At 41.7% G+C, this 23,906-nt stretch carries 25 protein-coding genes; 11 read left to right on the forward strand and 14 right to left on the reverse strand.

Features of this window, described 5'->3' with window-relative positions; translation table 11 throughout:
- Positions 1-88 precede the first annotated feature (88 nt).
- From IM485_RS03760 to rimM, 4 genes are all read right to left on the reverse strand, one after another.
- Positions 89-583: a hypothetical protein gene (locus IM485_RS03760; RefSeq protein WP_110577943.1), complete on the reverse strand. Its 495-nt coding sequence runs from the start codon at positions 581-583 to the stop codon at positions 89-91.
- Between the two features lie 64 nt (positions 584-647).
- Complete coding sequence (locus IM485_RS03765) at positions 648-1,112, reverse strand: hypothetical protein (RefSeq protein ID WP_104396044.1); 465 nt, start codon at positions 1,110-1,112, stop codon at positions 648-650.
- A gap of 52 nt (positions 1,113-1,164) precedes the next feature.
- Positions 1,165-1,944 (reverse strand): ABC transporter permease, encoded by a 780-nt coding sequence (locus IM485_RS03770; RefSeq protein WP_110577905.1) that lies wholly within the window; start codon positions 1,942-1,944, stop codon positions 1,165-1,167.
- A gap of 205 nt (positions 1,945-2,149) precedes the next feature.
- Positions 2,150-2,728, reverse strand: a complete 579-nt coding sequence (rimM, locus tag IM485_RS03775; protein ID WP_287741407.1) for a ribosome maturation factor RimM — start codon at positions 2,726-2,728, stop codon at positions 2,150-2,152.
- Positions 2,729-3,290: 562 nt separating this feature from the next.
- Between rimM and IM485_RS03780 the strand changes: the two genes are divergently transcribed.
- Positions 3,291-4,088 (forward strand): Tab2/Atab2 family RNA-binding protein, encoded by a 798-nt coding sequence (locus tag IM485_RS03780; RefSeq protein WP_194017759.1) that lies wholly within the window; start codon positions 3,291-3,293, stop codon positions 4,086-4,088.
- On the opposite strand, the gene IM485_RS03785 is transcribed toward IM485_RS03780, so the two are convergent.
- From IM485_RS03785 to IM485_RS03795, 3 genes are all read right to left on the reverse strand, one after another.
- Positions 4,071-4,865, reverse strand: a complete 795-nt coding sequence (locus IM485_RS03785; RefSeq protein WP_104396040.1) for a CPBP family intramembrane glutamic endopeptidase — start codon at positions 4,863-4,865, stop codon at positions 4,071-4,073. The two genes, IM485_RS03780 and IM485_RS03785, sit on opposite strands and share 18 nt — an antisense overlap.
- A 6-nt stretch (positions 4,866-4,871) precedes the next feature.
- The gene (locus tag IM485_RS03790; protein WP_287741416.1) at positions 4,872-5,015 is read right to left on the reverse strand and encodes a hypothetical protein; all 144 of its coding nucleotides are present in this window, start codon (positions 5,013-5,015) and stop codon (positions 4,872-4,874) included.
- A gap of 234 nt (positions 5,016-5,249) precedes the next feature.
- On the reverse strand, positions 5,250-5,636 hold the full coding sequence (locus IM485_RS03795) for an AbrB family transcriptional regulator (RefSeq protein ID WP_002765913.1): 387 nt from the start codon (positions 5,634-5,636) through the stop codon (positions 5,250-5,252).
- A gap of 532 nt (positions 5,637-6,168) precedes the next feature.
- Between IM485_RS03795 and IM485_RS03800 the strand changes: the two genes are divergently transcribed.
- The 3 genes from IM485_RS03800 (at position 6,169) to IM485_RS03810 (ending at position 9,415) form a co-directional block, all read left to right on the forward strand.
- Positions 6,169-7,152 carry a succinate dehydrogenase/fumarate reductase iron-sulfur subunit gene (locus tag IM485_RS03800; RefSeq protein ID WP_287741419.1) on the forward strand — a complete coding sequence of 328 codons (984 nt, stop codon included), beginning with the start codon at positions 6,169-6,171 and terminating at the stop codon, positions 7,150-7,152.
- A 72-nt stretch (positions 7,153-7,224) separates the two neighbouring features.
- Positions 7,225-8,226 carry a CsgG/HfaB family protein gene (locus tag IM485_RS03805; protein WP_104396038.1) on the forward strand — a complete coding sequence of 334 codons (1,002 nt, stop codon included), beginning with the start codon at positions 7,225-7,227 and terminating at the stop codon, positions 8,224-8,226.
- A gap of 226 nt (positions 8,227-8,452) precedes the next feature.
- The gene (locus tag IM485_RS03810; protein ID WP_104396037.1) at positions 8,453-9,415 is read left to right on the forward strand and encodes a protochlorophyllide reductase; all 963 of its coding nucleotides are present in this window, start codon (positions 8,453-8,455) and stop codon (positions 9,413-9,415) included.
- Between the two features lie 233 nt (positions 9,416-9,648).
- On the opposite strand, the gene gltS is transcribed toward IM485_RS03810, so the two are convergent.
- From gltS to IM485_RS03825, 3 genes are all read right to left on the reverse strand, one after another.
- The gene (gltS, locus tag IM485_RS03815) at positions 9,649-10,857 is read right to left on the reverse strand and encodes a sodium/glutamate symporter (protein ID WP_104396036.1); all 1,209 of its coding nucleotides are present in this window, start codon (positions 10,855-10,857) and stop codon (positions 9,649-9,651) included.
- A 138-nt stretch (positions 10,858-10,995) separates the two neighbouring features.
- Positions 10,996-12,900 (reverse strand): molecular chaperone DnaK, encoded by a 1,905-nt coding sequence (gene dnaK, locus IM485_RS03820; RefSeq protein ID WP_104396035.1) that lies wholly within the window; start codon positions 12,898-12,900, stop codon positions 10,996-10,998.
- Positions 12,901-13,558: 658 nt separating this feature from the next.
- Positions 13,559-14,530, reverse strand: a complete 972-nt coding sequence (locus IM485_RS03825; RefSeq protein ID WP_104396034.1) for a hypothetical protein — start codon at positions 14,528-14,530, stop codon at positions 13,559-13,561.
- A 369-nt stretch (positions 14,531-14,899) separates the two neighbouring features.
- On the opposite strand from IM485_RS03825, the gene IM485_RS03830 reads away from it, so the two are divergent.
- From IM485_RS03830 to nuoK, 6 genes are all read left to right on the forward strand, one after another.
- Positions 14,900-16,081 carry an RtcB family protein gene (locus IM485_RS03830; protein WP_287741424.1) on the forward strand — a complete coding sequence of 394 codons (1,182 nt, stop codon included), beginning with the start codon at positions 14,900-14,902 and terminating at the stop codon, positions 16,079-16,081.
- Positions 16,082-16,161: 80 nt separating this feature from the next.
- Complete coding sequence (locus IM485_RS03835; protein WP_287741426.1) at positions 16,162-16,773, forward strand: 4Fe-4S single cluster domain-containing protein; 612 nt, start codon at positions 16,162-16,164, stop codon at positions 16,771-16,773.
- 501 nt (positions 16,774-17,274) lie between these two features.
- Positions 17,275-18,393: an NADH-quinone oxidoreductase subunit NuoH gene (gene nuoH, locus IM485_RS03840; RefSeq protein ID WP_002780019.1), complete on the forward strand. Its 1,119-nt coding sequence runs from the start codon at positions 17,275-17,277 to the stop codon at positions 18,391-18,393.
- A gap of 42 nt (positions 18,394-18,435) precedes the next feature.
- Positions 18,436-19,008, forward strand: coding sequence for an NAD(P)H-quinone oxidoreductase subunit I (ndhI, locus tag IM485_RS03845; protein WP_002733194.1), 573 nt, complete (start codon positions 18,436-18,438; stop codon positions 19,006-19,008).
- Between the two features lie 138 nt (positions 19,009-19,146).
- On the forward strand, positions 19,147-19,743 hold the full coding sequence (locus IM485_RS03850) for an NADH-quinone oxidoreductase subunit J (RefSeq protein ID WP_271988701.1): 597 nt from the start codon (positions 19,147-19,149) through the stop codon (positions 19,741-19,743).
- 25 nt (positions 19,744-19,768) lie between these two features.
- Positions 19,769-20,074, forward strand: coding sequence for an NADH-quinone oxidoreductase subunit NuoK (nuoK, locus tag IM485_RS03855; RefSeq protein WP_197533180.1), 306 nt, complete (start codon positions 19,769-19,771; stop codon positions 20,072-20,074).
- A 347-nt stretch (positions 20,075-20,421) separates the two neighbouring features.
- On the opposite strand, the gene IM485_RS03860 is transcribed toward nuoK, so the two are convergent.
- The 4 genes from IM485_RS03860 to IM485_RS03875 form a co-directional block, all read right to left on the reverse strand.
- Entirely contained in the window at positions 20,422-21,213 is a 792-nt protein-coding gene (locus IM485_RS03860; protein ID WP_002731658.1) for a leucine-rich repeat domain-containing protein, read from the reverse strand.
- A 208-nt stretch (positions 21,214-21,421) separates the two neighbouring features.
- Complete coding sequence (locus IM485_RS03865; protein WP_002732982.1) at positions 21,422-21,589, reverse strand: hypothetical protein; 168 nt, start codon at positions 21,587-21,589, stop codon at positions 21,422-21,424.
- Between the two features lie 76 nt (positions 21,590-21,665).
- On the reverse strand, positions 21,666-22,031 hold the full coding sequence (locus tag IM485_RS03870) for a hypothetical protein (RefSeq protein WP_271950972.1): 366 nt from the start codon (positions 22,029-22,031) through the stop codon (positions 21,666-21,668).
- 42 nt (positions 22,032-22,073) lie between these two features.
- Positions 22,074-22,370, reverse strand: coding sequence for a hypothetical protein (locus IM485_RS03875; RefSeq protein ID WP_002734992.1), 297 nt, complete (start codon positions 22,368-22,370; stop codon positions 22,074-22,076).
- Between the two features lie 180 nt (positions 22,371-22,550).
- Here IM485_RS03875 and IM485_RS03880 point away from each other — a divergent pair, with 180 nt between their 5' ends.
- Positions 22,551-23,906, forward strand: a complete 1,356-nt coding sequence (locus tag IM485_RS03880; protein ID WP_287741434.1) for a helix-turn-helix domain-containing protein — start codon at positions 22,551-22,553, stop codon at positions 23,904-23,906.

The following is a 23,906-nucleotide window of genomic DNA, read 5'->3' on the forward strand; positions in this document are numbered from 1 at the left end:
CTCACTCTCCTAATTCATAATTGATAATTGATAATTGATAATTCATAATTCATAATTCCCATCTCCCCTTTCTGGGATTGAATGTTTCCTAGGATAATAATCTAGTGACGACAGAATTTTGCCAACGACGAGCCAAAGCCCGCAGATACATATTAACGGGAAACTGATAATATTCGATAATTAACCAGAGTAAACAAATAGCATGGCAAATAAAGGTTAAAATCGACCAAAATAGAGGCACCCATGACAAAGGACTCCCCTCGACTGGAGGAAAAAGATAGGCTCCCGTAGTCACAATTGCTGTGGGAAAAATCACAAATCCTAAACCGATAATTAAGTAAAAACCTGCTATCTCCATTCCTTCTCTCGGTAAACCCTGCCAATACTTACCATTCCAATACCAAGTTAAGGGTAATTGACTATCGGCCATTTTTAAAACCTGTTGTTCTAAATTAGCAGTAAAAATGTGTTGACAAAAGTTACAAGCATAGGCTTCCATGAGTGGTAAAGTGGCAATTTTACCATGGCGACAGACGGGACAAGAATAGGTATCGTGATAGTTTAATCGGGTTGGCTCGGTCATGGTAATCTGAGTAAGAGTAAAAAAGGCCATTGCAGATAATTAACTTTTCCCTATTGATAACTAATTAAGCAAGATTGGCAGGAATTGTCCCCAGTTTTTGTAGTTGTTTTTCAATATTGGCCTTTAATTGGGTCCGGGAGATTTCTTTTCCTGTTTGAGCGGTGTGTGCATTTTCAAGAAAAATAATACTATCTACTTTTTCTACGGCAAATAATTGGAATAAAAGATGGGTTACAGGAATCAGGAGCGTTGATAGGGGTGAATTAGCAGTATTTTGGGCGGATAGGGCCATTTTTTCTGTAGCAAAGGCATAGATTACCCTTTTTTCCTGTTGTGGCTGCTGCCGATGGGCTAAGGTGGTTAGTAACCAATCACCTTGGCTATTCTGAACTACATAGTATTGTAAATGTTTTAACTGTCTAGCAAAAGCTGCCAGGACGGGATTAACCGCTTCTTCCATGACCACGGTTGCCAGTCCGTAATTGACCGCTTCTCGACTTAAAATATGCAGTTGTGCCTTTAATTTCATGGCTAATCATGTCTATAAACTAATCGATGGCGATGACATTCGGCAAGGCCATTTAAAATTGTCGTCGTGAAAAGATGAGGATGGAGATACCCAATAATAGACCAGTATAAACGAGACTGTAGAGGGCATTACCGATTAAGACATCAGCACTAGGGAGCAAACCATAAACGGCCTCGTTTCTAAAATTCAATCTCTCCAAATCTGGGAGAATTAGATAAATATTTTTAGTGATAGCGAGAATATTGGGATTTTTGCTGATTATACCCAATTGGATCAGGTCTTTGCTGATGTGACCCATTAGATAGACCCCAAAAGTCATTAACGTGGCTAAAATCGAACTGGTAAATACCCCAAAAGCGATCGCCACGGCCGCGATGAGAATTAATTCCAAACCGAGATAGAAAACCGAAACAATCAGGGGTAAAGCTTGAAAAGATACTTTCATCCCCAGCAACATCAGCAGGTAAATCACCAACATTACCCCCAACATCACCGCTAAAACCCCGGACAAACCCAAGTGTTTACCAAGGATAAATTCGGCCCGACTCAGGGGTTTAGGAATCAAAACTAAAATAGTTTTCTTGTCAATTTCCTTATTAATTAGCCCTGTACCCACAAAAACCGCGACAATTATCCCTAATAGTCCGATAGCGGCTAATCCCAAGTCAAGAAAGATTTTCTCATGGGTTCCCACCGCAATTTCTGGTAATAAACGCCAAGCGAAGGCCATCAACAAGGCAAAAAACCCGATAAAGTAAAGAATGCGATCGCGAATAACCTCGCGAAAACTATTAGCTGCGATCGCCCAAATTCTCAGGATGCTGATACCCATAGCCTTTCATCAAAATAATATCTGTCTTTCCTTTTGAGATTACCCATTTCCGGGGCAAAAGTGGACTTCCTCTAAAAATCAAAAATTGTCACGGTAGCAGTCCGTAACGATGACTAGGTATTCTTAAAGTTAGCCAAAACAGCAGCTAATCCTTACTGTTCCAGTGTTACCTTATCTTTGTCGAAATCCACCATCAAGAATCAGCCTAGGATAAATTGATCTCCAATAACCCCGGTGGTGGCGAGATCTCGATGCGTGCCGCTTTCAGATCTACCAGTGGAACAATTTCTTTGACGAAGGGGACCAGGGCCTGGGCCCCTGAGTCGGAGGATGGACTTTTTTTCTTGACGGAGGCGAGATTTGCTTCTAGTTGCACTGCTAAAATGTCATTACCCGCCCACAAAATATCTACCACAACCCCGATTTTTTCTCCTGTCAGGTGATGATAAACCTCCAAGTTTACTAGCTCACTAACATGATATTCATCCGCTTTTAGGCGAGGTTTTTCTAGTTTATTCGCCCATAATTTATATCCGCGCAAAGCTTCGGCTTGTTCCCGATTTTCAACCCCCTCTAACTTGATAACATAAACATTTTTGCCCGGTAGCCCACGTCCCCTGAGCAGAGTAATTTCTCGGATTTCTCCCCCCTGGGGTCCTTGTATTCCCCTTATCCCTTGCTTCTGAAAACGTTCGGGAAAATCTGATACCGATAAAACTCGCAATTCTCCCTCCAGTCCCTGGGGTGCTACTATTGTCCCAATTTCTAGCCAATTTTCTTCCATTGTCTTGACATTTTTTGCTATAGCTTTCCCTAGTATATAGCCTTTTTTGTCTCGCTCCTAGATTAGACCTCTTGTAAAAATCAAAAATTGTTGTTAGGGTTAGGAGTCAGTAGCCGGTCGTCAGTAGCCGGTCTTCAGTAGTCAGGAGAATTAAGAATAATACTGAATCTGGTTATTAAAGACTGATTATTTATTCCCTTTTTTGCATGAGTGCATCAGCAGAAAACGGGTTTCTCGGAGAAACCCGTTTTCTGTGCGTTGCTCAACGGATTTAGTATAAATAATAATCAATTAAATGGTTTATTTACAAATTTTAGGCAATTTAATCCTTATTTTTGCCGTTTTTAAACCTTCAAAAATTAATTATAGCGGTGTGCAGTCGTATGAGGTACAGTATCACGAGCTATAAACCATGCTAGGCAAAGCTTGGTCTGTATCTCACTCAAGCGCTTACCGCTATATGCAAGAGGTTTATTCTTAAAGTCTTGGTAAGGTAAAATTTTTAGTTGACCTCTACTCCTGACCATTTTTTGACTTTTTACTGGTGGCTTTTTACTCAATTATGACTATTTGGCAAGCGGATTTTTATAAATCTTCATCTTCTTCTCCTCTTGAGACAGTCTGGCAATTGTTAATTTTAGATTCTCTCGGTCATCTTATCTATGAAAATTCCTGTCCCCAATCCCAAGCTAATAGCGACTGGTTAACCCAACAGTTACAGCAAGCTTGTCAAGTCTCCCCTCCGGAAATTATCCAAGTTTTTCGCCCCCAATGCGCCAATTTATTTCTCCTCGCTGGTCAAAATTTACAGATCAAAATTGAGTTAACCCGTCACGTTAAAGCCCTGAAAAAACAGCTAGAATTGCGACAAATCCCCATCAATATCGACTCTCCTCCACCGCAACCCCTACCGGAGCAATTTTTAGGTCAAGAGTGGCGTTTTGCTCGTTTTCCCGCCGTTGATTTAGTTAACTTTTTTGGCGATCGCCGAATACCGATTCTTTCCCTACCAGAGGCCTTTTCTCCTTTAAAATTAGGTTTAGCCTCCACTTTAATGATCCCCGGTGTGGTTATTACCGGTGGTAAAAAATCTCTTGCCATCGCTCGTTGGTTGGAGGAAATTAACCCGGTATTTATCGATCATATTCCCACAGAAACGGGGCGATCGGGCGGTTTGGTCTTGGAATCGGGTCTAAATGAGCGTTGGATTTTTCTGACCTACGAGGATGAAGAAGTGGCCCTGGCAGCCAATGTTTATCAGGCAACTAAAGAGCAAAGCCAAGGTTTGCACTTTCTCCTCATACAACCGGATGATTCTGGTCGCACTTTTACCGGCTTTTGGCTACTGAAGCAGGTTTAACCCCCAAGCTGTCCCCAAGAGGCAAAGAATGCCGGCTAAACCCGCTAAAGGTTGGTTATAGATACCTTTAATCCAAGCTAACCCAGAATCGCTGTAAGACATCAATTCGGCACTGTCTAGCAACGCTAATCCCCACACCCAACCGCTATGAAGTCCCCAAGCTAATCCTAAACTACCATGATCGATCGCCCGCGCCCAGACCAGAACCATGCCCATCAGAAATAAACCGGGTAGTTGCGGCAGTGTTTGCTGACGTTCCCAAAGCAGATGCAGCAGGGCAAAAATTAGGCTAGAAATGGCTCCCGCCACCCAAAAACCGTATTCTTGGCTTAATTGGCTCAAAAAGATGCCCCGAAAGATTAATTCCTCGGTAATACCCACCCAGAGGGCCACTATCAACAGGGGTAAACTCAAGGAAAAAGCACGAGTTAGATTTTTTGGCTGCCAATGTACCCAGGTCAAAATCCCCTCTAGGAAAAAAATTATCCCTAATCCCACCACTGCCAGGATTAATCCTTTAGCTAGGGAGATAAATAGGGAAAATGACCAAATTAATCCGTAATTATGGAGGCTGCTCCCCTCTATCTTTAATAATCCCCAGATAACTAAGGGAGCCAAGGCGTAAAGAGAGGCCACTAGGGGCAATTTTTGGTCAGGTTTTGTCCCTTGCAGCGGTTGCCATCCCAAACGACTCCCTAAAACCATGGCAATGGGCAGCCAGAGAATTAACCAGGCTAACAGGAAAATAATAATTTTTATTAAGGCGGCAATCTCCATTGTCAATTAGGGGTGTGGGGTGTGGGGTGTAGGGTGTGGGGTGTGGGGTGTAGGGTGTGGGGTGTGGGAAGAATAAACAAAAATAATCTCCTGAATACTAACTCGGAGTCTCCTGTCTCCTAACACCCATAAAACCAACCCCCTAGGCATAGGATAACTGTGGAACTTTGCTCTGGTAAAGCCTAGCTCCAACAAAAATCCATCCCTAGGGGGTTGCGAAAAAGAAGAAAAAGTGCTTAAGGAAAACCCCTCAAGTTGATAAAAGAGGCGGTCAGGGGTTAGAATTAGGGGTAAGAATCTATATTGTCTTTTTGGTCGGTCTTGTCAAAACTAGCCCTTTTGACTGCCGATTTTTTTTGTCCTTATCCCTACTCCGTAACCTATTTAAGCTTCTACCGATTCTTCTGATTCCGTTTGTTTGAGGTGGATGTGCTTGTAGCCAAGTTTGATTTCAAACTCATCGCCGGGCTGCAAGTTCATTTGTTCGGTATAGGTGGAACCGATGACGATTTGACCATTTTTGTGGACACTAACCCGGAAAGTGGGTTCGCGGCCGCGGCCATCTTTAGTCCCTTCGGGATCGAGAGGAACCCCTTTTGCACCTAAAACAGCATCGTAAAAGTCGGTTAAATTGACCCGAACTTGGCCATCTTTACTTTGAGAGTAGTAACCACAACGTTTTGCTGTTTCGCGACGGGGTAAGTGGGATAACTCTTTGACTTTTTGTAGTAGAGCTTTCCCGGTTAGGGGAGTAGGAGAGATATCACTCATGGTACTTTTTAATGTCCCTTGATTTTTGACTGACTGTCAATTAAGTTTACACTGACAAATTGATCATACCAAAAATCTTGCCAAAAATGTCTAGAGGGGAATAATAAATTTTTTAAAACTGATGGTTCGGTGATGACAATCGTGCTAAGAAGACCCCAGACTAGGTAGTAAGTGTAAACCTTGTGGGGGAGAGGAAATTTTTGGCCAAGACTCTGGCAATTTTTGGTCGGGTGCGAGGAAAACAGGAAGGAGAAAGTGAGGACATAAAACCGTTTAAGCTATACCTAGCAAGGAATTGAGAAACTATACTTGTGGTTGGAGTTGGCAAAAAACTAATGACCCAGAGCAGTAAATCCGGGGGGATTAAACTGTTTTCGATCGACTTCCCCATCTATGATTAGGTCTAGATACCCACCCCTTGGCTCAACCGACCGGGGAAAATCTTAAGGATTAATTACCATTACTAGCTCCCCTTTGGCCCGTTAACATCGATTATCCTGAGTATTAGGAGTCCCTCACCCCCGTGCCGAGTATGGAAGTTTATTTTAAAATTCTGCGTCAACGACCCAACGACACCCCTTACCTAGAAAATTTTACCCTAGAGGTGGAGGCGGGAAATACAATTCTCGACTGCCTTAATCGCATCAAATGGGAACTTGATGGAACTTTGGCCTTTCGCAAAAATTGCCGCAATACAATTTGTGGCAGCTGTGCGATGAAAATTAACGGCCGTTCGGCCTTGGCTTGTCAAAAAAATATCGCCAGTGAATTAAACCATTGTAGCCAAAAAGATGCCGGAGAAATTCCCGAAATCACGATCGCACCCCTGGGGAATTTACCGATTATCCGGGATTTAATCGTCAATATGCAACCGTTTTGGGACGATTTAGAAAAGGTTGAACCTTATATTAGTAGTCAAGCACGCACCATTCCCGAACGAGAATTTCTGCAAACTCCCGAAGAAAGAGCCAATCTCAATCAGATGGGTAACTGCATTATGTGCGGCGCCTGTTATTCGGAATGTAATGCCAAGCAAGTGAATCCCGATTTTGTCGGGCCCCATGCTTTAGCAAAAGCGCAGCGCACCCTAGCAGATTCCCGCGATGGTAATCAGGAAAGTCGCCTAGAACTTTATAACCAAGGCACCGCAGGGGTTTGGGGTTGTACTCGTTGCTATTTCTGTAATGCGGTTTGTCCTATGGAAGTGGCTCCTATGGATCAGATCGGTAAAATTAAACAGGAAATACTCGCTCGCAAGTCGGCCGATAGTAGTCGTCCCATTCGTCACCGGAAAGTTTTAGTGGAATTAGTCAAAGCAGGGGGATGGGTGGATGAACGCCAATTCGGCCTCTATGTGCTGGGCAATTATTGGCGCGATTTACAGGGTTTATTAAGTATTGCCCCCTTGGGATTGCGGATGATTGCTAAGGGTAAATTTCCCACTTCCTTTGAAGCTTCCGAGGGAACCGAGGAAGTAAGAGGTTTAATTACTGCCATTCAAAATTCTCGCTCTTGATCACTCTCGATAGTTAGAGTAATTCTGAGATGATTATGATCTATATTCTATTTGACTGGAGAACCCCTTATCATGTTCGATCGAGATAGTATCCGTGGTTTTTCTGCCCTGATTACCCTTGTGGGAGTCGCTTCTAGTTTGGGTTTTAGCTTCAACGCACCGGCTTTCTCCCAAGCTACCTCTAACAATTTACCATTACTCTTAGCCCAAAAAAGCGAAAAGGTGCGCGTAGCGGTTTTAGACTTCGATTATAGCGGTCTCAGTAATCCCCAGTGGTTAACATTTCTCAATGGTGGAGCCAGTGGTGTCAGTGATATTCTCGTCAATAGATTGGTGGAAAGTGGTCGCTATACAGTCATTGAGCGCAGTCGCATTGATGCTGTCCTCAGAGAACAAAATTTTGGGGCTTCGGGACGGGTAGATGCCGCTACCGCCGCTCAAATCGGGCAAATTTTGGGGGTGGACGTGGTGATTATCGGTTCGATTACCCAATTCGATTTACAAAAAAAACAATCCGGTGGCTCGTTTATTATTTTTAGCACCGCCAAGACAGAAACCGATGCTTTTGTCAAGTTGAATGTCCGAGCAATTAATACCACCACGGCCGAAATTATTACCACCGCTCAGGGAGATGGTAGTGCCAATCAATCCGATGGTTCAACCGTGGTTTTAGGGGTTGGGGGTGGTTCCCAAACCTCCAACGAAGGGAAATTACTCAGTATTGCCACCGATAAGGCAGTAGCGCAGGTGGTGGATAATCTCAACAATAAAGCCGACCAAATCGCCGCTACACCCCGCTCGCTCCCGACTGTCACCGCTTTAGTGGCTGCCGTGGCGGGAAATCAGGTAATTCTCAATAAAGGTACGGGAGAGGGTTATCGTGTTGGTTTACGCATTTCCATCGAAAGGACGACTCAAACGGTCAAGGATCCCCAAACGGGTAAGGTTATCCGTCAGATTACTCAACCGATTGGCACTCTCGAAATTGTCGAAGCTGATGGTCAATCTAGCGTCGGTCGCATCATTACCGGTAATGGTTTCAAAATCGGTGATTTAGCTAAACCCATTCGTTAATTGGGGAGGTGGGGAAGTGGGGAGTGGGAAGATCGGTAAACTTAAAACTCAAGTCTGATCACTGATAACTGATCACTGATTACTGATTACTGATAAGTGAACACTCACGAAAATTTGAAGTTATGTAAAGGGAACCCTGGGGTCAGGTAAGACAACCGATAAAATTTATGATCGGAATCCCTTGGATATTCCCTAGACCAGAGCGATTAACGAAAACTATCAAACAATGGTACAAGATCAAAAACCCACGGTGATCATTACTGGGACAACTTCTGGAGTCGGTCTCTACGCCGCTAAATCCCTTGCTCAAAGAGGTTGGTTTGTGGTTATGGCCTGTCGGGATATCCCGAAAATGGAACAGGCGGCCAAGGAATTAAACATTCCCCGGGATAACTACTGTATTGAATTTATCGACCTCGGTTCCCTTGATAGCGTCCGGCGCTTCGTTAAAAATTTCCGGGCCTTGGGCAGATCTCTAACCGCTTTAGTCTGCAATGCCGCTATCTATCTGCCTTTGCTCAAAGAACCCTTAAGAAGTCCCGAAGGTTATGAATTGAGCATGGCCACCAATCATTTAGGTCATTTCCTGCTCTCGAATTTGCTCTTGGAAGATCTAAAAAATTCCCCCTCTCCCGACCGGCGTTTAGTCATTCTCGGCACTGTCACCCATAATCCCGATGAATTAGGCGGCAAAATTCCTCCTCGTCCCGATTTGGGCGATTTAGACGGGTTTGCCAAGGGTTTCAAAGAGCCGATTACTATGGCCGACGGTAAAAAATTTGAATCGGTCAAGGCCTATAAAGATAGTAAGGTTTGTAATGTTCTCACCATGCGGGAACTGCACAAACGCTATCACGAATCCACCGGAATCACTTTTACTTCCCTCTATCCGGGTTGTGTGGCCGATACACCCCTTTTCCGCAATCATTACCCCTTTTTCCAGCAGTTTTTCCCCTGGTTCCAGAAAAATATCACCGGTGGCTATGTTTCCCAAGAATTAGCCGGGGAAAGAGTGGCCATGGTGGTGGCTGACCCCGAATACCGTCAATCCGGTGCTTACTGGAGTTGGGGCAACCGTCAGAAAAAAGAGGGTAAATCCTTTGTACAAAGGGTTTCTCCTCAAGCTCGCGACGATGAAAGAGGCGCAAAAATGTGGGAATACAGCGCTAAATTAGTCGGATTAGCCTAATTTCTGATTTTGAGCCTGAAAAGGGACACAAGTTAACTTGTGTCCTTGTGGAAACGGGGAGCGCTGGGACAGGGAGAAACAGTCCATAACTGGGTTTTTAAAGTTTGATTGGCAGTTAATCATATTATTAAAAACGGATTTGGTATTATTCCGATTTTACCGCAAGCTTTGGCCAATCTTGACGGACAAGATTAGTGAACTTTCCTCAATGATCACTTGATCGGTAAAAATTTTTAAGTCAGAAAATTCAAAAATTGCTGGATGATAAAAGCATTAAACAAATCAATAAAAAATGCCCCCACCAAAGGAACAATAATAAATGCCTGGGGAGAAGCCCCAAAATTTTCCGTTACTGCTGTCATATTGGCGATAGCTGTGGGAGTTGCCCCTAGAGTTAAACCCAAATAACCGGCGCAAACTACTGAAGCATGATAGTTTTTTCCCATTAAGGGAAAGACCAGTAAAACAGTATAAATAATACTGAGTGAGAACTGCACTAATAACAGGATAGCAATCGGTCCAGCCAAATCGATCAATGTCCATAATTGTAAACTCATCAAGGACATAGATAGGAACAAACCGAGACTAACATCAGAAATTAAGGCTAAAGAGGGCGTATTAGCAGGCCAAGGAAAGCGTTTCAATAGCAAAGGTACGGTATTAGTCAGGATAATTCCTGCCAATAAACAGGTGACAAAATCTGGCAATTTTAAACCGAGGGGAGTTACCCAGTAGTTAATCTGAATACCCAAACCGATAGTTAAACCAATCACCAAGATCGAATGGAGCATCGTATTGTAATCGATATTAACATTCCTCTGGGTTTGTTTAATTCCCACCGTTAAATCTTGATCTTGATTATTGGCTCGCAGTCGATTTCTCGTAATTAACCATCGAGCCACCGGTCCGCCAATAATTCCCCCTAAAACTAGCCCAAAAGTAGCACTAGCTACACCGATTTCTGATGCTTTGACGATGCCATAATTATCACGAAAAATAGGAGCCCAAGCAATGGCAGTCCCGTGACCCCCACTCAAAGAAACGGAACCAGCAATCAAACCGATGGGTAAATCCAATCCCATCACTTTTGCCACTCCTAACCCGGCTAAATTTTGTAGAATGAGATAAACCACGGCGGTTATTAATAAAATTAGCAAGGGTTTACCCCCTTGCAGCAGGGTTTTTAGTTTTGAGGACAGTCCGATAGTAGTAAAAAAAACGATTAACAGGGCATCCCGAACATTAAGGGTAAATTCAATTTGCCATTTAAAAACAGCAAAAAATAGACCGAAAAATAAGGAAGCTAAGACACCACCAGCAACGGCATCAGGAATGTTATAATCTCGCAGAAATTTGATATTTTTGGTTAAATACTTACCGAGATAGAGGACTAGAATAGCCATAATAATTGTCTGGCGTTGGCTAAATTGGTAAATTTCCATTTTCTTAATCTTAGTTCTCCAAGATGCTCTACTTAAGTTTAGTCCTAATTTTCAGTAACAACCTTATCTGTAAGAAAGCTGCAACAAAAAAAGGACACAAGTTAACTTGTGTCCTTCCCGAAGCTAAGAACTTAATTTTTATTTAGCGTCGGAGAATTCCGCATCGATGACATCATCGCCACCACCAGCACCGCCAGAGGGTCCATTGTCATCATTGCCACCGGTGGGATTGCTAGGGGCTCCTTGCTGATACATACTGCTACCGATCGCGTAGAGGGCTTGTTGTAATTCCGGTAGGATGGTTTTGATCTTACCATCATCGTCTTGAGCGATCGCTTCTTCCAGATCCTTAATCAATCCCTGGGCTTTATTTTTCTCGGATGGAGGAACCTTATCGCCTAACTCTTCCAACTGCTTCTCAGCTTGATAAACCAGGGAATCAGCTTGATTTTTGCGTTCAATGCGTTCGCGACGTTCCTTATCCACCGAGGCGTTCGATTCTGCCTCATTTACCATGCGTTCCACTTCATTTTGGGGCAAGGTAGAAGCGCCGGTGATGCTGATCGATTGTTCTTTTCCTGTACCTTTATCCTTAGCGGTGACATTGAGAATACCGTTAGCATCGATGTCGAAAACCACTTCGATTTGAGGCACACCACGAGGAGCGGGAGGGATGCCATCGAGTCGGAAAGTTCCCAAACTCTTGTTATCTTTGGCCATTTCCCGTTCCCCTTGCAGGACGTGGATTTCCACGTTAGTTTGTCCATCCACTGCTGTGGAGAAAACTTCCGATTTTTTGGTGGGAATAGTGGTGTTGCGGGTAATAATCCGCGTCATCACACCGCCGAGGGTTTCCACACCCAAAGACAAGGGCGAAACATCAAGCAGAAGAATATCTTTGACTTCACCAGCGAGGACACCACCTTGAATAGCGGCACCTACGGCTACCACTTCATCGGGGTTAACGCTTTGGTTAGGATCTTTGCCCAGAACTTTTTTAACTAATTCTTGAACGGCGGGAATCCGGGTTGAACCACCGACGAGAACCACTTCATCGAGGGCAGATTTATCGATTTTGGCATCACGGATGGCATTTTCGACGGGAATCCGACAGCGATCAATTAAATCGGCGCAAATTTCCTCAAATTTAGCTCTGGTTAAAGTAGTATCTAGGTGTTTTGGTCCTTCGGCGGTAGCGGTGATGAAGGGCAGGTTAATTTCCGCTTGGGTAACGCTAGAAAGCTCAATTTTGGCTTTTTCTGCCGCTTCTGTGAGACGTTGCAGGGCCTGTTTATCTTGACGGAGATCTATTCCTTCAACTTTTTTGAATTCTCCGGCTAGATAATCAACGATTTTTTTATCGAAGTCATCACCACCGAGATGAGTATCTCCAGAGGTAGCGAGAACTTCAAAGACACCATCACCCACTTCTAGAACCGATACGTCAAAGGTTCCCCCACCCAAGTCAAAAACGAGAATGGTTTCGTTAGCTTTTTTGTCTAATCCGTAGGCAAGAGAGGCGGCGGTGGGTTCGTTGATAATGCGGAGAACTTCAACCCCAGCAATTCTCCCGGCATCTTTGGTGGCTTGACGTTGGGAGTCATTAAAATAAGCGGGTACGGTGATGACTGCTTGGGTAACGGTTTCGCCGAGGTATTTACTGGCATCTTCCACCAGTTTCCGCAGTACCTGGGCGGAAATTTCTTCGGGGGCGAATTGTTTGCCCTGGGCGGGACAGTCTAATTTAACGTTGCCGTTGCCGTCTTGGAGAGTTTTGTAGGATACTTCTGTCGCTTCGTTGGTAACTTCGTTGAATTTCCTGCCGATGAAGCGTTTGACGGAATAAAAAGTATTTTGCGGGTTCATTACCGCTTGACGTTTGGCGATTTGTCCTACTAGGCGATCGCCACTTTTGGCGTAGGCGACGACTGAGGGCGTGGTTCTAAATCCTTCGGCGTTGGCGATAACGGTGGGTTTACCCCCTTCCATAACCGCGACGCAGGAGTTAGTCGTCCCTAAGTCAATTCCAACTACTTTTCCCATAATCTTTGTGCTGCTCCGATACAAATTATAGTGACTTCTAGAATCGGAACTGTACTCGGTTTTTAGGCGATACCCACCCCTATCAGTTCCTTTGTTATCTCTATAGTGCAAAATAACCCCGCTTTCTTGATAGTGTAGGTATCCGAACCTTTTTGGTAGTATTGCTAATGTCAGTTCGGGATCAAAGAGTTAGTGGTGAAGGAAAGGAGTCAGAAGTGAGACAAACTCTTAGTTCTTACCACTCCATGCTCGCTCTCCTTGGTTTCCCTGGAGTGGTGGTGGAAATCCCTCACTTCCTCTCTTTTAAGTAGAAAATATGAATCTCAGACATCAAGATCATTACCAGAGTTCAGAAATTTACCGCACTTTACGGCTCTTCTCGACTTTGTGTGATAATTTTTGCTTATGGAATCGTGAAATGCTTATCGGGCAAGACTTTTAGGGCTATTTTGCGGAAGAAAGTATCAGTATAGACCTCGTTTCCACACAGAAACCAGAAGAGCCACTTTACTTTATTAATAACTGAAAGATCGTGCTAAGTAGGGAGGCACAATTATTTGTAGGATGGGTTAGCGGTAGCCTAACATGAGCGGGCGTTGGGTTTCATGCTTCAACCCAACCTACGTTCATCTTATATTTAATTCCACCCACCTACTTATTAATATAAGATTATGTAATCATGAGTAAAAACAATTTTTCCTGTGCGTATTCCATTTATTTCTTGAATATAAGTATCGGTGTCATATCGTTTAAATCTGCTATCTTGAAAACTGTTAATTAACCCAGGAAAATCCTCTAATTCAGAGGCACTAATTAATCTATTTCCGTAAAGAAGATCACCAGAAAAAACTCTAAAGGTAGAAGAACGGGTTTCCTCGGAAAATAAACTGCTACAGTTAGGTTGTAAATAGATGTAGATGTAGGCCAAACGCATATCTACAGAAGGCACAAATTCTAAGCCCAAATCAAAATAGCATAGAGTAGGTGGATTAAAAACAGATAAAATAGATTCCCGATAATTATCAGGCTTTCCAAAACTTCTCAACTGAATAAGATGACTACCAGTATTGACTCCCCCTCCTCTTAAATTGTTAAGAGAACATTGTTGAAAGTCAAGAAAGGTTTTAGTTATCGTTCTTTGCCAACTATTAATAATGACTAGAGAATTTCCCCAATACCTATACTGTTCTGGTCGGCGATCGATCTCGATACCAATAGGATCATCCGATTGACGGGGTTCTACCATGCGATAATAGTAAGTGTAGTTGCTAAATTTTACTCTTCGCGGCCCTGGAAGATCATTAACAAAGTTTTTCGGATCTACTTGCTGGCCAAATTCACAAACACTTTGATAATCTTTTATAGTGAACATTGGTAAAAGAATATCTGGTGGCGGCAGTTTGATTTCATCATCAGACCAACGACCTGTAAAAATCCAGGCGGCTGCCCGCTCAGAAACTACCCAAGCAAGACCTCTATATACAGGAATATTGTCAATACTCATTGTTAATAAATAAATCTGATCATTTATTTTGTAACAATTATCCCCAAAACTCTCAAGGATTGTGGCATCGATCTCAGCTAAAGGTTTGCCAAATGGAAGTGCGAGTAAATCAGTAAGATTGCTCATCATTGAATTTTTTGACTAAGTTACTGTTTCTGTTATACGCTATTTAGATGCTGAACAGCTTACTGTTTACCGATCACAGCAAAAAGCTCCCCAATGCCTGCTCTTTCTGGGAACTTGTTGATAACACGAATGTAGTATATAATGTAATATAGGTAATAAGCTGTACTGCATTTAAACTGCGTCTTGACAATTTTAGTACAAATGCTCAGAACTCTGGTGCAGTCTGAACGAGTAATTTAGACAGTCAACAGCTTATCCTCTGTGTTAAAACACAATCGCCGATAATAATTTCTTCAATTCATCGCAGAATCTAAATTGCCTTATTGTCTTGGTTACATCGGCTTTTGACCTGATTATTTCATAAAAACTATGGCTTACGAAACTCTGGATATTTCCACACCGACACCGATTTTATCTTGGGCGGGGCATGAATTAGGACCCCAAGAAACCCAAATGGCCAAAAATGTCGCTTCCCTACCTTTTGTTTATAAACACATTTCTTTAATGCCCGATGTTCACTTGGGTAAAGGCGCTTTAGTCGGTTCGGTGATTGCCACCAAAGATGCCGTAATTCCTGCCGCCGTCGGAGTCGATATCGGTTGCGGCATGGCTGCCCTAAAAATGCCTTTTACTGGTGAACAATTGCAGGGAAAACTTAAAAAAATTCGCCTCGATGTGGAGGCGAATATTCCCGTCGGTTTTGCGGAAAATAAGGAAGTGGATAGGGAAGTGACTAAATGGCCAAAATGGGCGGAATTTAAACAGATTCATCGAGGGGTACAAAACCTAGAAAAAAAAGCCCTTAAACAAATGGGTTCTCTGGGGGGTGGTAATCACTTTATCGAAATTTGTTTAGATACAGATAATCAAGTTTGGTTAATGCTCCATTCCGGTTCTAGAGGTATTGGTAATCAACTGGCCCAATGTCATATTGATACTGCCAAAGAGTTAGCCAAACTAGCAGAAGGTAAATTACCCGACCTCGATCTGGCCTACTTTGTCGCCGGTACAGAAGAATTTACCGCCTACTGGCACGATCTACAATGGGCCCAGGAATATGCCCGTTATAATCGGGAAATTATGATGGCTAGATTTAAACGGATTGTTGAAAAACATCTAGCGGGAGGCAAACCAACTAAACCCCTCTTAGTGGTTAATTGTCATCACAATTATGCCGAAAAAGAAATTCATTTTGGGGAGGAGGTTTATGTCACCCGCAAAGGAGCCGTCCGCGCCAGAGAAACCGATTATGGTATTATCCCCGGTTCCATGGGAGCGCAATCTTATATTGTTAAAGGTAAAGGAGAACATAATAGCTTCTGTTCCTGTTCCCACGGGGCCGGGCGCTTGATGTCGAGAAATCTGGCTAAAAAAACTTTTACTCTTGATGATTTAATCGCCCAAACTCAAGGGGTTGAATGCCGCAAGGATGAGGGAGTTATTGATGAGATTCCGGGAGCTTATAAACCGATCCAACAGGTGATGAATCAACAGGCTGATCTAGTGGAAATTGTCGCCACTCTCAAGCAGGTGATGTGTGTCAAAGGTTAAAAATCATGGCAAGAGCGATCGATTTTTGTCTTTTTTTCCCTAGCATGAAAAAGATAGGAATTGATCGAGGATTATAAGCGATGAGTCTGATTATTGCTGCCCAATTAGCACAAATTCCCGCCCATCATCTCAATATCATGGGCTATGTGGATGAATCCGCCGTTAACGGTCCCGGTTGTCGGGCCGTGGTCTGGGTACAGGGTTGTTCTCGCGAGTGTCGGGGTTGTTTTAATCCAGCTTCCTGGTCCTTCGAGATCAATCAATTAATTACTGTTGAGTCTCTAGCTGCCAAAATTTTGGCTAATCCCCGCAATAGCGGCCTAACTTTCTCCGGGGGTGAACCTTTTTGGCAAGCAAAAGCCTTGACAGAATTGGCTAAATATGTTAAGGAAAAAGGCTTAAATGTGATGTCCTTCACGGGATTTACGATCGAACAATTGCGCTCAACCGAAGCACCGCCCCACTCCCAAGAATTATTGGCCCAGTTAGATATTTTGGTGGATGGGGCCTATGTGGAATCCCTGGCTATTCATTCCCCCGATTCTCCCGTTTCTTCTAGCAATCAACGGATTCACGTCCTCAATCCCGCTCTGGAAGATCAGATTAATTGGGCATCGGATCAAGTGGAAATTCATATTCTCAAAGACGGAACCCGAATTTTTACGGGATTCTGGGGACGGATTATTTCTTGATCAGGCTGAGAATCAGTGAGCAGCTTCTGAAGGCAAAAGGCAACAGTCAAGGGAGCAGGGATCACTGACTGGAAAGAGGGTGTGGGATGTAGGGTGTGGGGAAAGAAACCTCTTTCATCTGTGGGGGTGAAAATTTTTTCATCGGGACGGCGTTGCTGAATTAAGCTATGAATGACAACCTTGCACCCATCCAAAAGTTAGTTTGGGTCTAGGTTTTAAAAATCCCACAAGAGAAGATTCATATCTCAAATCAGCAACGCCGAATTTCCTTCAGTTTCTTTCACCCTGAAGGTGCCTAGCGCTGTCGGTCGCTAACTATTGACTAATAGCTATTCTCGGACGGGGAATCAAGATTGCTTGACTCTCTTGGCTGCTAATGAGTTGAAGCCTTTGTCACTTTACTGATAACCCTCAGACCGACTAACTGTATACTAGGCTATAAGATTTGCTTAAAAATCTTCAAACCATGCCGAACTATCGACAGTACAGCGATCGCCAAATATGAATCAAGGCATAGATTTACAAGAAAGTTTCATTAAATCCCTAACAGACTTGGGATTAAGTGGAGGACTGGCTAAAGCGATTTGGATGCCTTTACCCATGTTCCTGATGATTATTGCCGCCACGGTGGGGGTTTTAGTCTGCGTCTGGTTAGAAAGAAAAATTTCCGCCGCCGTCCAACAGCGTATCGGGCCCGAATACGCAGGACCCTTAGGCGTTTTACAACCAGTCGCCGACGGTCTGAAATTAGTCTTTAAAGAAGATGTCGTCCCCGCTAAGGCTGACCCTTGGTTATTCCTCTTTGGGCCAATTTTGGTGGTGATGCCGGTGTTTGTCTCCTATCTCATCGTCCCCTTCGGTCAAAATCTGCTGATTACTGACCTAAACGTAGGTATCTTTTTATGGATTTCCTTGTCCAGTATTGCCCCCATTGGTTTATTAATGGCGGGTTATGCCTCGAATAATAAGTATTCCTTGCTGGGAGGCCTGCGGGCGGCGGCGCAATCGATTAGTTATGAAATTCCCTTGGCTTTATCGGTATTAGCGATCGCGATGATGTCTAATAGTCTCAGTACCATTGATATTGTCGAACAACAATCCGGTTATGGCATTTTAGGCTGGAATATCTGGCGCCAACCGGTGGGTTTTCTGATTTTCTGGATTGCCGCTTTAGCTGAGTGTGAACGTCTGCCTTTCGATTTACCAGAAGCGGAGGAGGAATTAGTCGCCGGTTATCAAACCGAATACGCGGGGATGAAATTCGCTCTCTTTTATGTGGGTTCCTACGTTAACCTCGTGCTGTCGGCCCTAGTTTTCGCCGTCCTCTATCTTGGCGGTTGGGAATTTCCTATCCCCGTCAATGCTGTGGCCGGCTGGTTGGGAGTGAGTGAAACCAATCCTTGGCTACAAATTATCACCGCTTCCCTCGGGATTACGATGACAGTATTAAAAGCCTATTTTCTCATCTTCATCGCTATTCTCTTGCGTTGGACTGTACCCCGGGTTCGCATTGACCAATTACTCGATTTAGGCTGGAAATTCCTTTTACCGGTATCTTTAGTTAACCTACTACTTACTGCCGCCCTAAAACTAGCTTTTCCCTTTGCTTTTGGCGGTTAATTCCCGTTTTTGCCCTGTTAACCTACTATACCTCTGACCATCATGTTTAACATCCTCAAACAAGTCAGCGATTACGCCAAAGGTAGCATTCAAGCGGCGAAATACATCGGCGAAGGTTTATCCGTTACCTTCGACCATATGCGTCGTCGTCCGATTACCGTCCAGTATCCCTACGAAAAGTTAATTCCCTCGGAACGTTATCGGGGTAGAATTCACTTTGAGTTCGATAAATGTATCGCTTGTGAAGTTTGTGTGCGAGTTTGTCCGATTAATTTACCGGTAGTGGATTGGACTTTTAACAAGGAAATTAAAAAGAAAGAACTCAAACACTACAGTATCGATTTTGGGGTCTGTATTTTCTGTGGCAATTGTGTGGAATACTGTCCGACTAATTGCCTATCGATGACCGAAGAATACGAACTAGCGACCTATGATCGTCATGAATTAAACTATGATAACGTCGCTCTAGGCCGTTTACCCTACAAAGTCACCCAAGACCCGATGGTAACACCTCTGAGGGAATTAGGTTATCTGCCTAAAGGTGTCATCGAACCCCACGATTTACCCGCCGGTAGTCAACGCGCCGGTAAACGTCCGGAAGAAATTACTGATTAATTAGCAGTTAGCTATCAGCCGTCACGGTTTTTAGGTAGGAGAATTGCCAGATTCTGTCTTTTGCCTGTTACCTCTTGCCTTCAGAAGCTGATAACTAATAATTAATAACTCTCAAACATAAAAGGAGATGAAACTACTGTGAATTTAGCCGAGGGCGTTCAAATAGTATCTTTTGGCATTTTAGCATCCCTAGTAATCGGGACAGCTTTAGGCGTGGTACTATTATCTAATATCGTTTATTCCGCCTTTTTATTGGGTGGTGTTTTTATCAGCATTTCGGGTTTATATCTCTTACTAAATGCTGACTTTGTAGCGGCGGCACAAATTCTAATTTATGTGGGTGCGATTAACGTTTTAATTCTCTTTGCTATTATGCTTGTTAATAAGCAAGAGGACTTTTCTGATATTCCTAAACGTTGGATTCGTCAGGCATCTACTGCTCTAGTTTGTGTGGGTTTATTTGTGCTGTTATCGACCATGGTTTTAATCACACCTTGGTCAATTTCTAGCACTTCTCCCGCAGTGGTAACTAATACTTTAGTAGAAATCGGTAAGCATTTCTTTAGTGATTTCCTGCTACCCTTTGAATTAGCTTCCGTGCTATTATTAATGGCCATGGTCGGAGCAATTATTTTAGCTCGTCGTGACCTTATCCCTACCCTAAAAGCTGAAGAACCTACGGCCACAGCCTTAACATTACCCGAACGACCTAGAGAATTAACCGCCCCTAAATAAGACCAAAAAAAGAGGTATCATGCAGATTCAGTTAGAGTATTATTTGTTATTAGCGGCGGCTTTATTTTGTATCGGAATTTATGGTTTAGTCACCAGTCGCAATGCTGTCCGGGTTTTAATGTCGATCGAATTGATGCTCAATTCTGTTAACATTAACTTAATGGGTTTTTCCAACTATCTTGACCCCGCTAATATCCGAGGCCAAATTTTTACTATTTTCGTGATTACCGTAGCGGCAGCCGAAGCAGCCGTGGGTTTAGCGATTATCCTGACTATCTATCGTAACCGCGACACGATTGATATGGAACAGTTTAATCTGCTCAAATGGTAAGCTTTTAAATATTTACCCCCCTCTCTCCCTTTTCTGGGGAGAGTTTTTTTTGGCCAATTTTCCCTGTTTGTACGGTGTTAAATGTTTGAAATTTCAAGAGTTGGCTCTTCTAGGTTCTGTGTGATAAGTTTAACTTACATTATGATCGCTCAATCTTTGTGTCCTTTGTGTCTTTGTGGTTCCTTCCACTCGCTCGCCAGCAGGACTGTATCTTAGAATACATTTTGCCCACCAAACCTAAGAGAGCAGTCTTAGGGGAGTGGATAGGGTATCAGGGGCAAAATTTTGCCAAAGTAATTTTTGAGTAGGGTTGTCGTGGATTAGCCCTATTTTGTTGAGGATATTTCTCAATAAGAGTTTTTTTTAAGCTCTGGGATGGGTTGGGTTGGAGTCGTGGGCTGAAGGCGATCGCACACACAGGAAGAACGATCACACTCACAGGAATAACCACCATCGATAGCAGGTACTCCTTCAGGGCTGATGTTGATAATAATTCCACCTAACAAATCCACATGAAGACCTAACTTATATATAGGAGTTAAATCTTTTATTTTATTGTCTGATAAAAACAATACCTCAAGATTATTTAAGTTAGCTAAAGGACTTACATCTACTATTTGATTATCCATTAAAGACAAAGTCCTAAGATTAGTAAAATTAGCTAAGGGAGTTATATCTTTTATTTTATTGTCTGATAAAAGCAATACCTCAAGATTAGTTAAATTAGCTAATGAGGTTATGTCTATTATTTGATTGGTTTGTAAATTTAAGTGGGTAAGGTTAGTTAAATTAGCTAACGCATTTACATTTACTATTTGATTCTGACGTAAACGCAACTCGATAAGATTAGTTAAATTAGCTAAAGGCGTTAGATCTACTATTTGATTATTAACTAAAGACAACTTCTGAAGATTTGTTAAATAATTTGAGGCTGTTTGACAATTTTCAGTTTTTGCTTCTCGTAGCAGTATTTCTATAGTGTATTTTTGATCTTGTGGAAGAGACTGTAAACGATTACATAATTCAAAAAAAGAAGGAAAAAAATTGGAACCCTGAGCTATAGCTGAAGTTGTGTTTGCTATGCTGGCGATAGTCAATAATCCAGATAAAACGAAGGACACAGATTGTTTAAATTCCATAAAACTTAATATTGCCGTTTTATAATTTTAAAATTTTTCTCTGCGAGATTGTCACTCAAAAAGAGATCACCCCTTTCATAGTAACGCTTTTAGGGGTTATTGAAGTCATGATTACAAACAAAAAGGCGATCGCTTTTAAATGTAGGTAGGGTTGAATAACATGAAACTAAAGCCATTGCTACAAACAAAAAGGCGATCGCCCTGAAAATTAAGGAATAAGTTCGGGATTGGTACAGTTATTTTTTCCTCTTCCAGTAAGATCAACCCCTTCATGTACATAAGCAACACATTCCAAAGCTCTTTGATTTACACTATTGAGGTGGTAAAACACACCTCCCAAAGCTAATAGAATCAAAATGATGACATTTTTAATCATAATTTCATGAAACCCAACGAATCAAGATAGAAAATAATCATCAAGTTGGATTACGGTATGCAACCCAACCGACAAGCTAACAGTAATAAACATAAGATACTGGAGTATTTCCTTGAAAGTGTTGACAAACTCTATATGGTCGTCCATAATAGTAAACTATACCGTGTCTTACATATGTTTGTCCTGAGTTGACAAATCTTTGGGCTTGTTGTCCTGATAGTACAGCCCCTGTCGCTACTACAACAATATATTGCCCCGCCTCTCTTCCAGCACCAGCGGCGAAATTTTCAGCCCAGATGCGAGCTAAGGATTTTGATACTTGGCGACCTATAGCGGCACTTTGAGCATTTGCTGGTGGAATTGAAACAATAATTGATGTAATGATATATGGGGATATGCAGATAAAAGGAATAACTTTCGATAAATTGAAGATGTTTTTCATGATTAGTTGCAACCTCTTTGATTAATTGTTCTTTATTTTTTATTAGTAGTCACCGTAATCATCATAGTCATCAAAAGAACTTTCGTAGTAACTATAAGGGCTACCCAATTCTGCTAATTCCTCTATCTTTTCTATTTCAATGTTATGATTTAACCTGTTAATCTCTCTTTGTAATGTATAATTTGATCTAACGAGATTGTCACTATCAGTTGAAGATGTCTGTGTTGGACTTGACTGATGATTAAGTAGTATGTTTGCCTCGCTTATGAGATCGTTAGTCTCATTTAAAACATCTTGGACTTCTTTGTTCTGTCCATGATAACTAGGTTGAAAGTTCATAATTTAGTATTTCTGATATTTGGATTGCTACCTATAATCATCGCAAAGGTTTTTTTGAACCACCACCAGATTTCACCTGATGTTTTGTAAAGAAATGTTAAGACAAGGCCAGAAATGACTTGATCTTGTTTTACAATGACTGAACTATAATATAGGTAACAATTTATTCACTTTCACACCATGAAGGATAGTTTACACTTGTTGCGTTTTATCGAAGATTTATTGATAGAGGAAGATGGGCAAAGTCTTAGCGATATTCAGCGACACATTATTGAAGAGTTATTAAACGGCAAAACCTATAAAGAAATTGCGGATAGTTATGGTTATGATGAGAAACATATTGGCGATGTGAGTAGAAATAAAATATTTAAGGTTTTATCTAAGCAATTAGGATTAGAAGAAAAAGAGCTTAATAAGTCTAATTTTCGTTGGACTATCGAAAAAGCAGTTAATTCTCAACTTTTTGCGTTAAATAAAAATGTTAATTATTGTGTAAAGTCTCCTCAACCTGACACCACTAAACCAATTGAAAATAAAGAAAAATCTCCATCAGAAACATCATATCATGATTTAAGTTTAGCTCCAAAGATAAATCGTAATTTCTGCGATCGCATTTCAGAATTAGAAATCTTAACACAGAGAATATTAATTGAGAAAAGGCCTTTAATTTCCGTATCAGGATTGAGTGGAATTGGAAAAACTACCTTAGTTAGACATTTTGTAGAATTAAATTTAGAAAAATTTGAAGTAATTATTTGGCAAAATCTAAAAATATTCAATTGTTTAGACACAATTATTACTGATATTTTCACTAAAATTAATACGGATTTTATCTTAAATGATCACGATAAATTGACTCTGTTTTTAAAGTTATTGCAACGGAAAAAGTGTTTAATTATTTTTGACAATGTACAGGAATTATTTAGCGAGGGTGAATTAGCAGGGCAATATCAAACTAAACATAAAAAGTATCAGGAATTCTTTTCAATAATTACTAACGAAATTGAACATCAAAGTAGTTTAATTTTAATTAGTCAAGAGCGATGTTCAGAAATGTATTATTCAGATGAAAAATTAGATTTACTTGAATTACAAGGTTTAAATAATCGGGCAATCCTCAATAATTTAGGTTCTGAAGATGAAGAAAGCTGGTTAAAAGTAGTTCAGTTATACGAAAGAAATTTATTTTATTTAAAAGATATTGCTGTTTTAATTCAAGATGTTTATCATGGTTGTGTCGGTGAGTTTTTACAAGAGGAAAATATTGTTATTACAGCAAAAATAAAGGAAAGTTTGACTACAATAATTAAGAGATTATCGCCCATTGAAAAACAAATTATTCAATCCTTAATCAACCTAAAAAAAGATTGTTCAAGAAATGAATTAAAATTAAGTTTAGATTTATCAGCGGATGACTTGATTAAAGGGTTACAATCTTTACAAAAAAGATATTTGTTAACTAAAATTGAAGAATCAGAAATCTTATTTAATTTATCTCCTGTGTTTAAAAAATATATCAAAGATACAGGTATCTAA

The organism is Microcystis sp. M169S2, assembly GCF_020245865.1.
Lineage (GTDB): Bacteria > Cyanobacteriota > Cyanobacteriia > Cyanobacteriales > Microcystaceae > Microcystis > Microcystis ichthyoblabe_A.

Coding starts and splice junctions, on each gene's coding strand:
- IM485_RS03760 (WP_110577943.1), bottom strand. CDS start 583: ATGACCGAGCCAACCCGATTAAACTATCACGATACCTATTCTTGTCCC.
- IM485_RS03765 (WP_104396044.1), bottom strand. CDS start 1,112: ATGAAATTAAAGGCACAACTGCATATTTTAAGTCGAGAAGCGGTCAAT.
- IM485_RS03770 (WP_110577905.1), bottom strand. CDS start 1,944: ATGGGTATCAGCATCCTGAGAATTTGGGCGATCGCAGCTAATAGTTTT.
- rimM (WP_287741407.1), bottom strand. CDS start 2,728: ATGGAAGAAAATTGGCTAGAAATTGGGACAATAGTAGCACCCCAGGGA.
- IM485_RS03780 (WP_194017759.1), top strand. CDS start 3,291: ATGACTATTTGGCAAGCGGATTTTTATAAATCTTCATCTTCTTCTCCT.
- IM485_RS03785 (WP_104396040.1), bottom strand. CDS start 4,865: ATGGAGATTGCCGCCTTAATAAAAATTATTATTTTCCTGTTAGCCTGG.
- IM485_RS03790 (WP_287741416.1), bottom strand. CDS start 5,015: ATGCCTAGGGGGTTGGTTTTATGGGTGTTAGGAGACAGGAGACTCCGA.
- IM485_RS03795 (WP_002765913.1), bottom strand. CDS start 5,636: ATGAGTGATATCTCTCCTACTCCCCTAACCGGGAAAGCTCTACTACAA.
- IM485_RS03800 (WP_287741419.1), top strand. CDS start 6,169: ATGGAAGTTTATTTTAAAATTCTGCGTCAACGACCCAACGACACCCCT.
- IM485_RS03805 (WP_104396038.1), top strand. CDS start 7,225: ATGTTCGATCGAGATAGTATCCGTGGTTTTTCTGCCCTGATTACCCTT.
- IM485_RS03810 (WP_104396037.1), top strand. CDS start 8,453: ATGGTACAAGATCAAAAACCCACGGTGATCATTACTGGGACAACTTCT.
- gltS (WP_104396036.1), bottom strand. CDS start 10,857: ATGGAAATTTACCAATTTAGCCAACGCCAGACAATTATTATGGCTATT.
- dnaK (WP_104396035.1), bottom strand. CDS start 12,900: ATGGGAAAAGTAGTTGGAATTGACTTAGGGACGACTAACTCCTGCGTC.
- IM485_RS03825 (WP_104396034.1), bottom strand. CDS start 14,530: ATGAGCAATCTTACTGATTTACTCGCACTTCCATTTGGCAAACCTTTA.
- IM485_RS03830 (WP_287741424.1), top strand. CDS start 14,900: ATGGCTTACGAAACTCTGGATATTTCCACACCGACACCGATTTTATCT.
- IM485_RS03835 (WP_287741426.1), top strand. CDS start 16,162: ATGAGTCTGATTATTGCTGCCCAATTAGCACAAATTCCCGCCCATCAT.
- nuoH (WP_002780019.1), top strand. CDS start 17,275: ATGAATCAAGGCATAGATTTACAAGAAAGTTTCATTAAATCCCTAACA.
- ndhI (WP_002733194.1), top strand. CDS start 18,436: ATGTTTAACATCCTCAAACAAGTCAGCGATTACGCCAAAGGTAGCATT.
- IM485_RS03860 (WP_002731658.1), bottom strand. CDS start 21,213: ATGGAATTTAAACAATCTGTGTCCTTCGTTTTATCTGGATTATTGACT.
- IM485_RS03865 (WP_002732982.1), bottom strand. CDS start 21,589: ATGATTAAAAATGTCATCATTTTGATTCTATTAGCTTTGGGAGGTGTG.
- IM485_RS03870 (WP_271950972.1), bottom strand. CDS start 22,031: ATGAAAAACATCTTCAATTTATCGAAAGTTATTCCTTTTATCTGCATA.
- IM485_RS03875 (WP_002734992.1), bottom strand. CDS start 22,370: ATGAACTTTCAACCTAGTTATCATGGACAGAACAAAGAAGTCCAAGAT.
- IM485_RS03880 (WP_287741434.1), top strand. CDS start 22,551: ATGAAGGATAGTTTACACTTGTTGCGTTTTATCGAAGATTTATTGATA.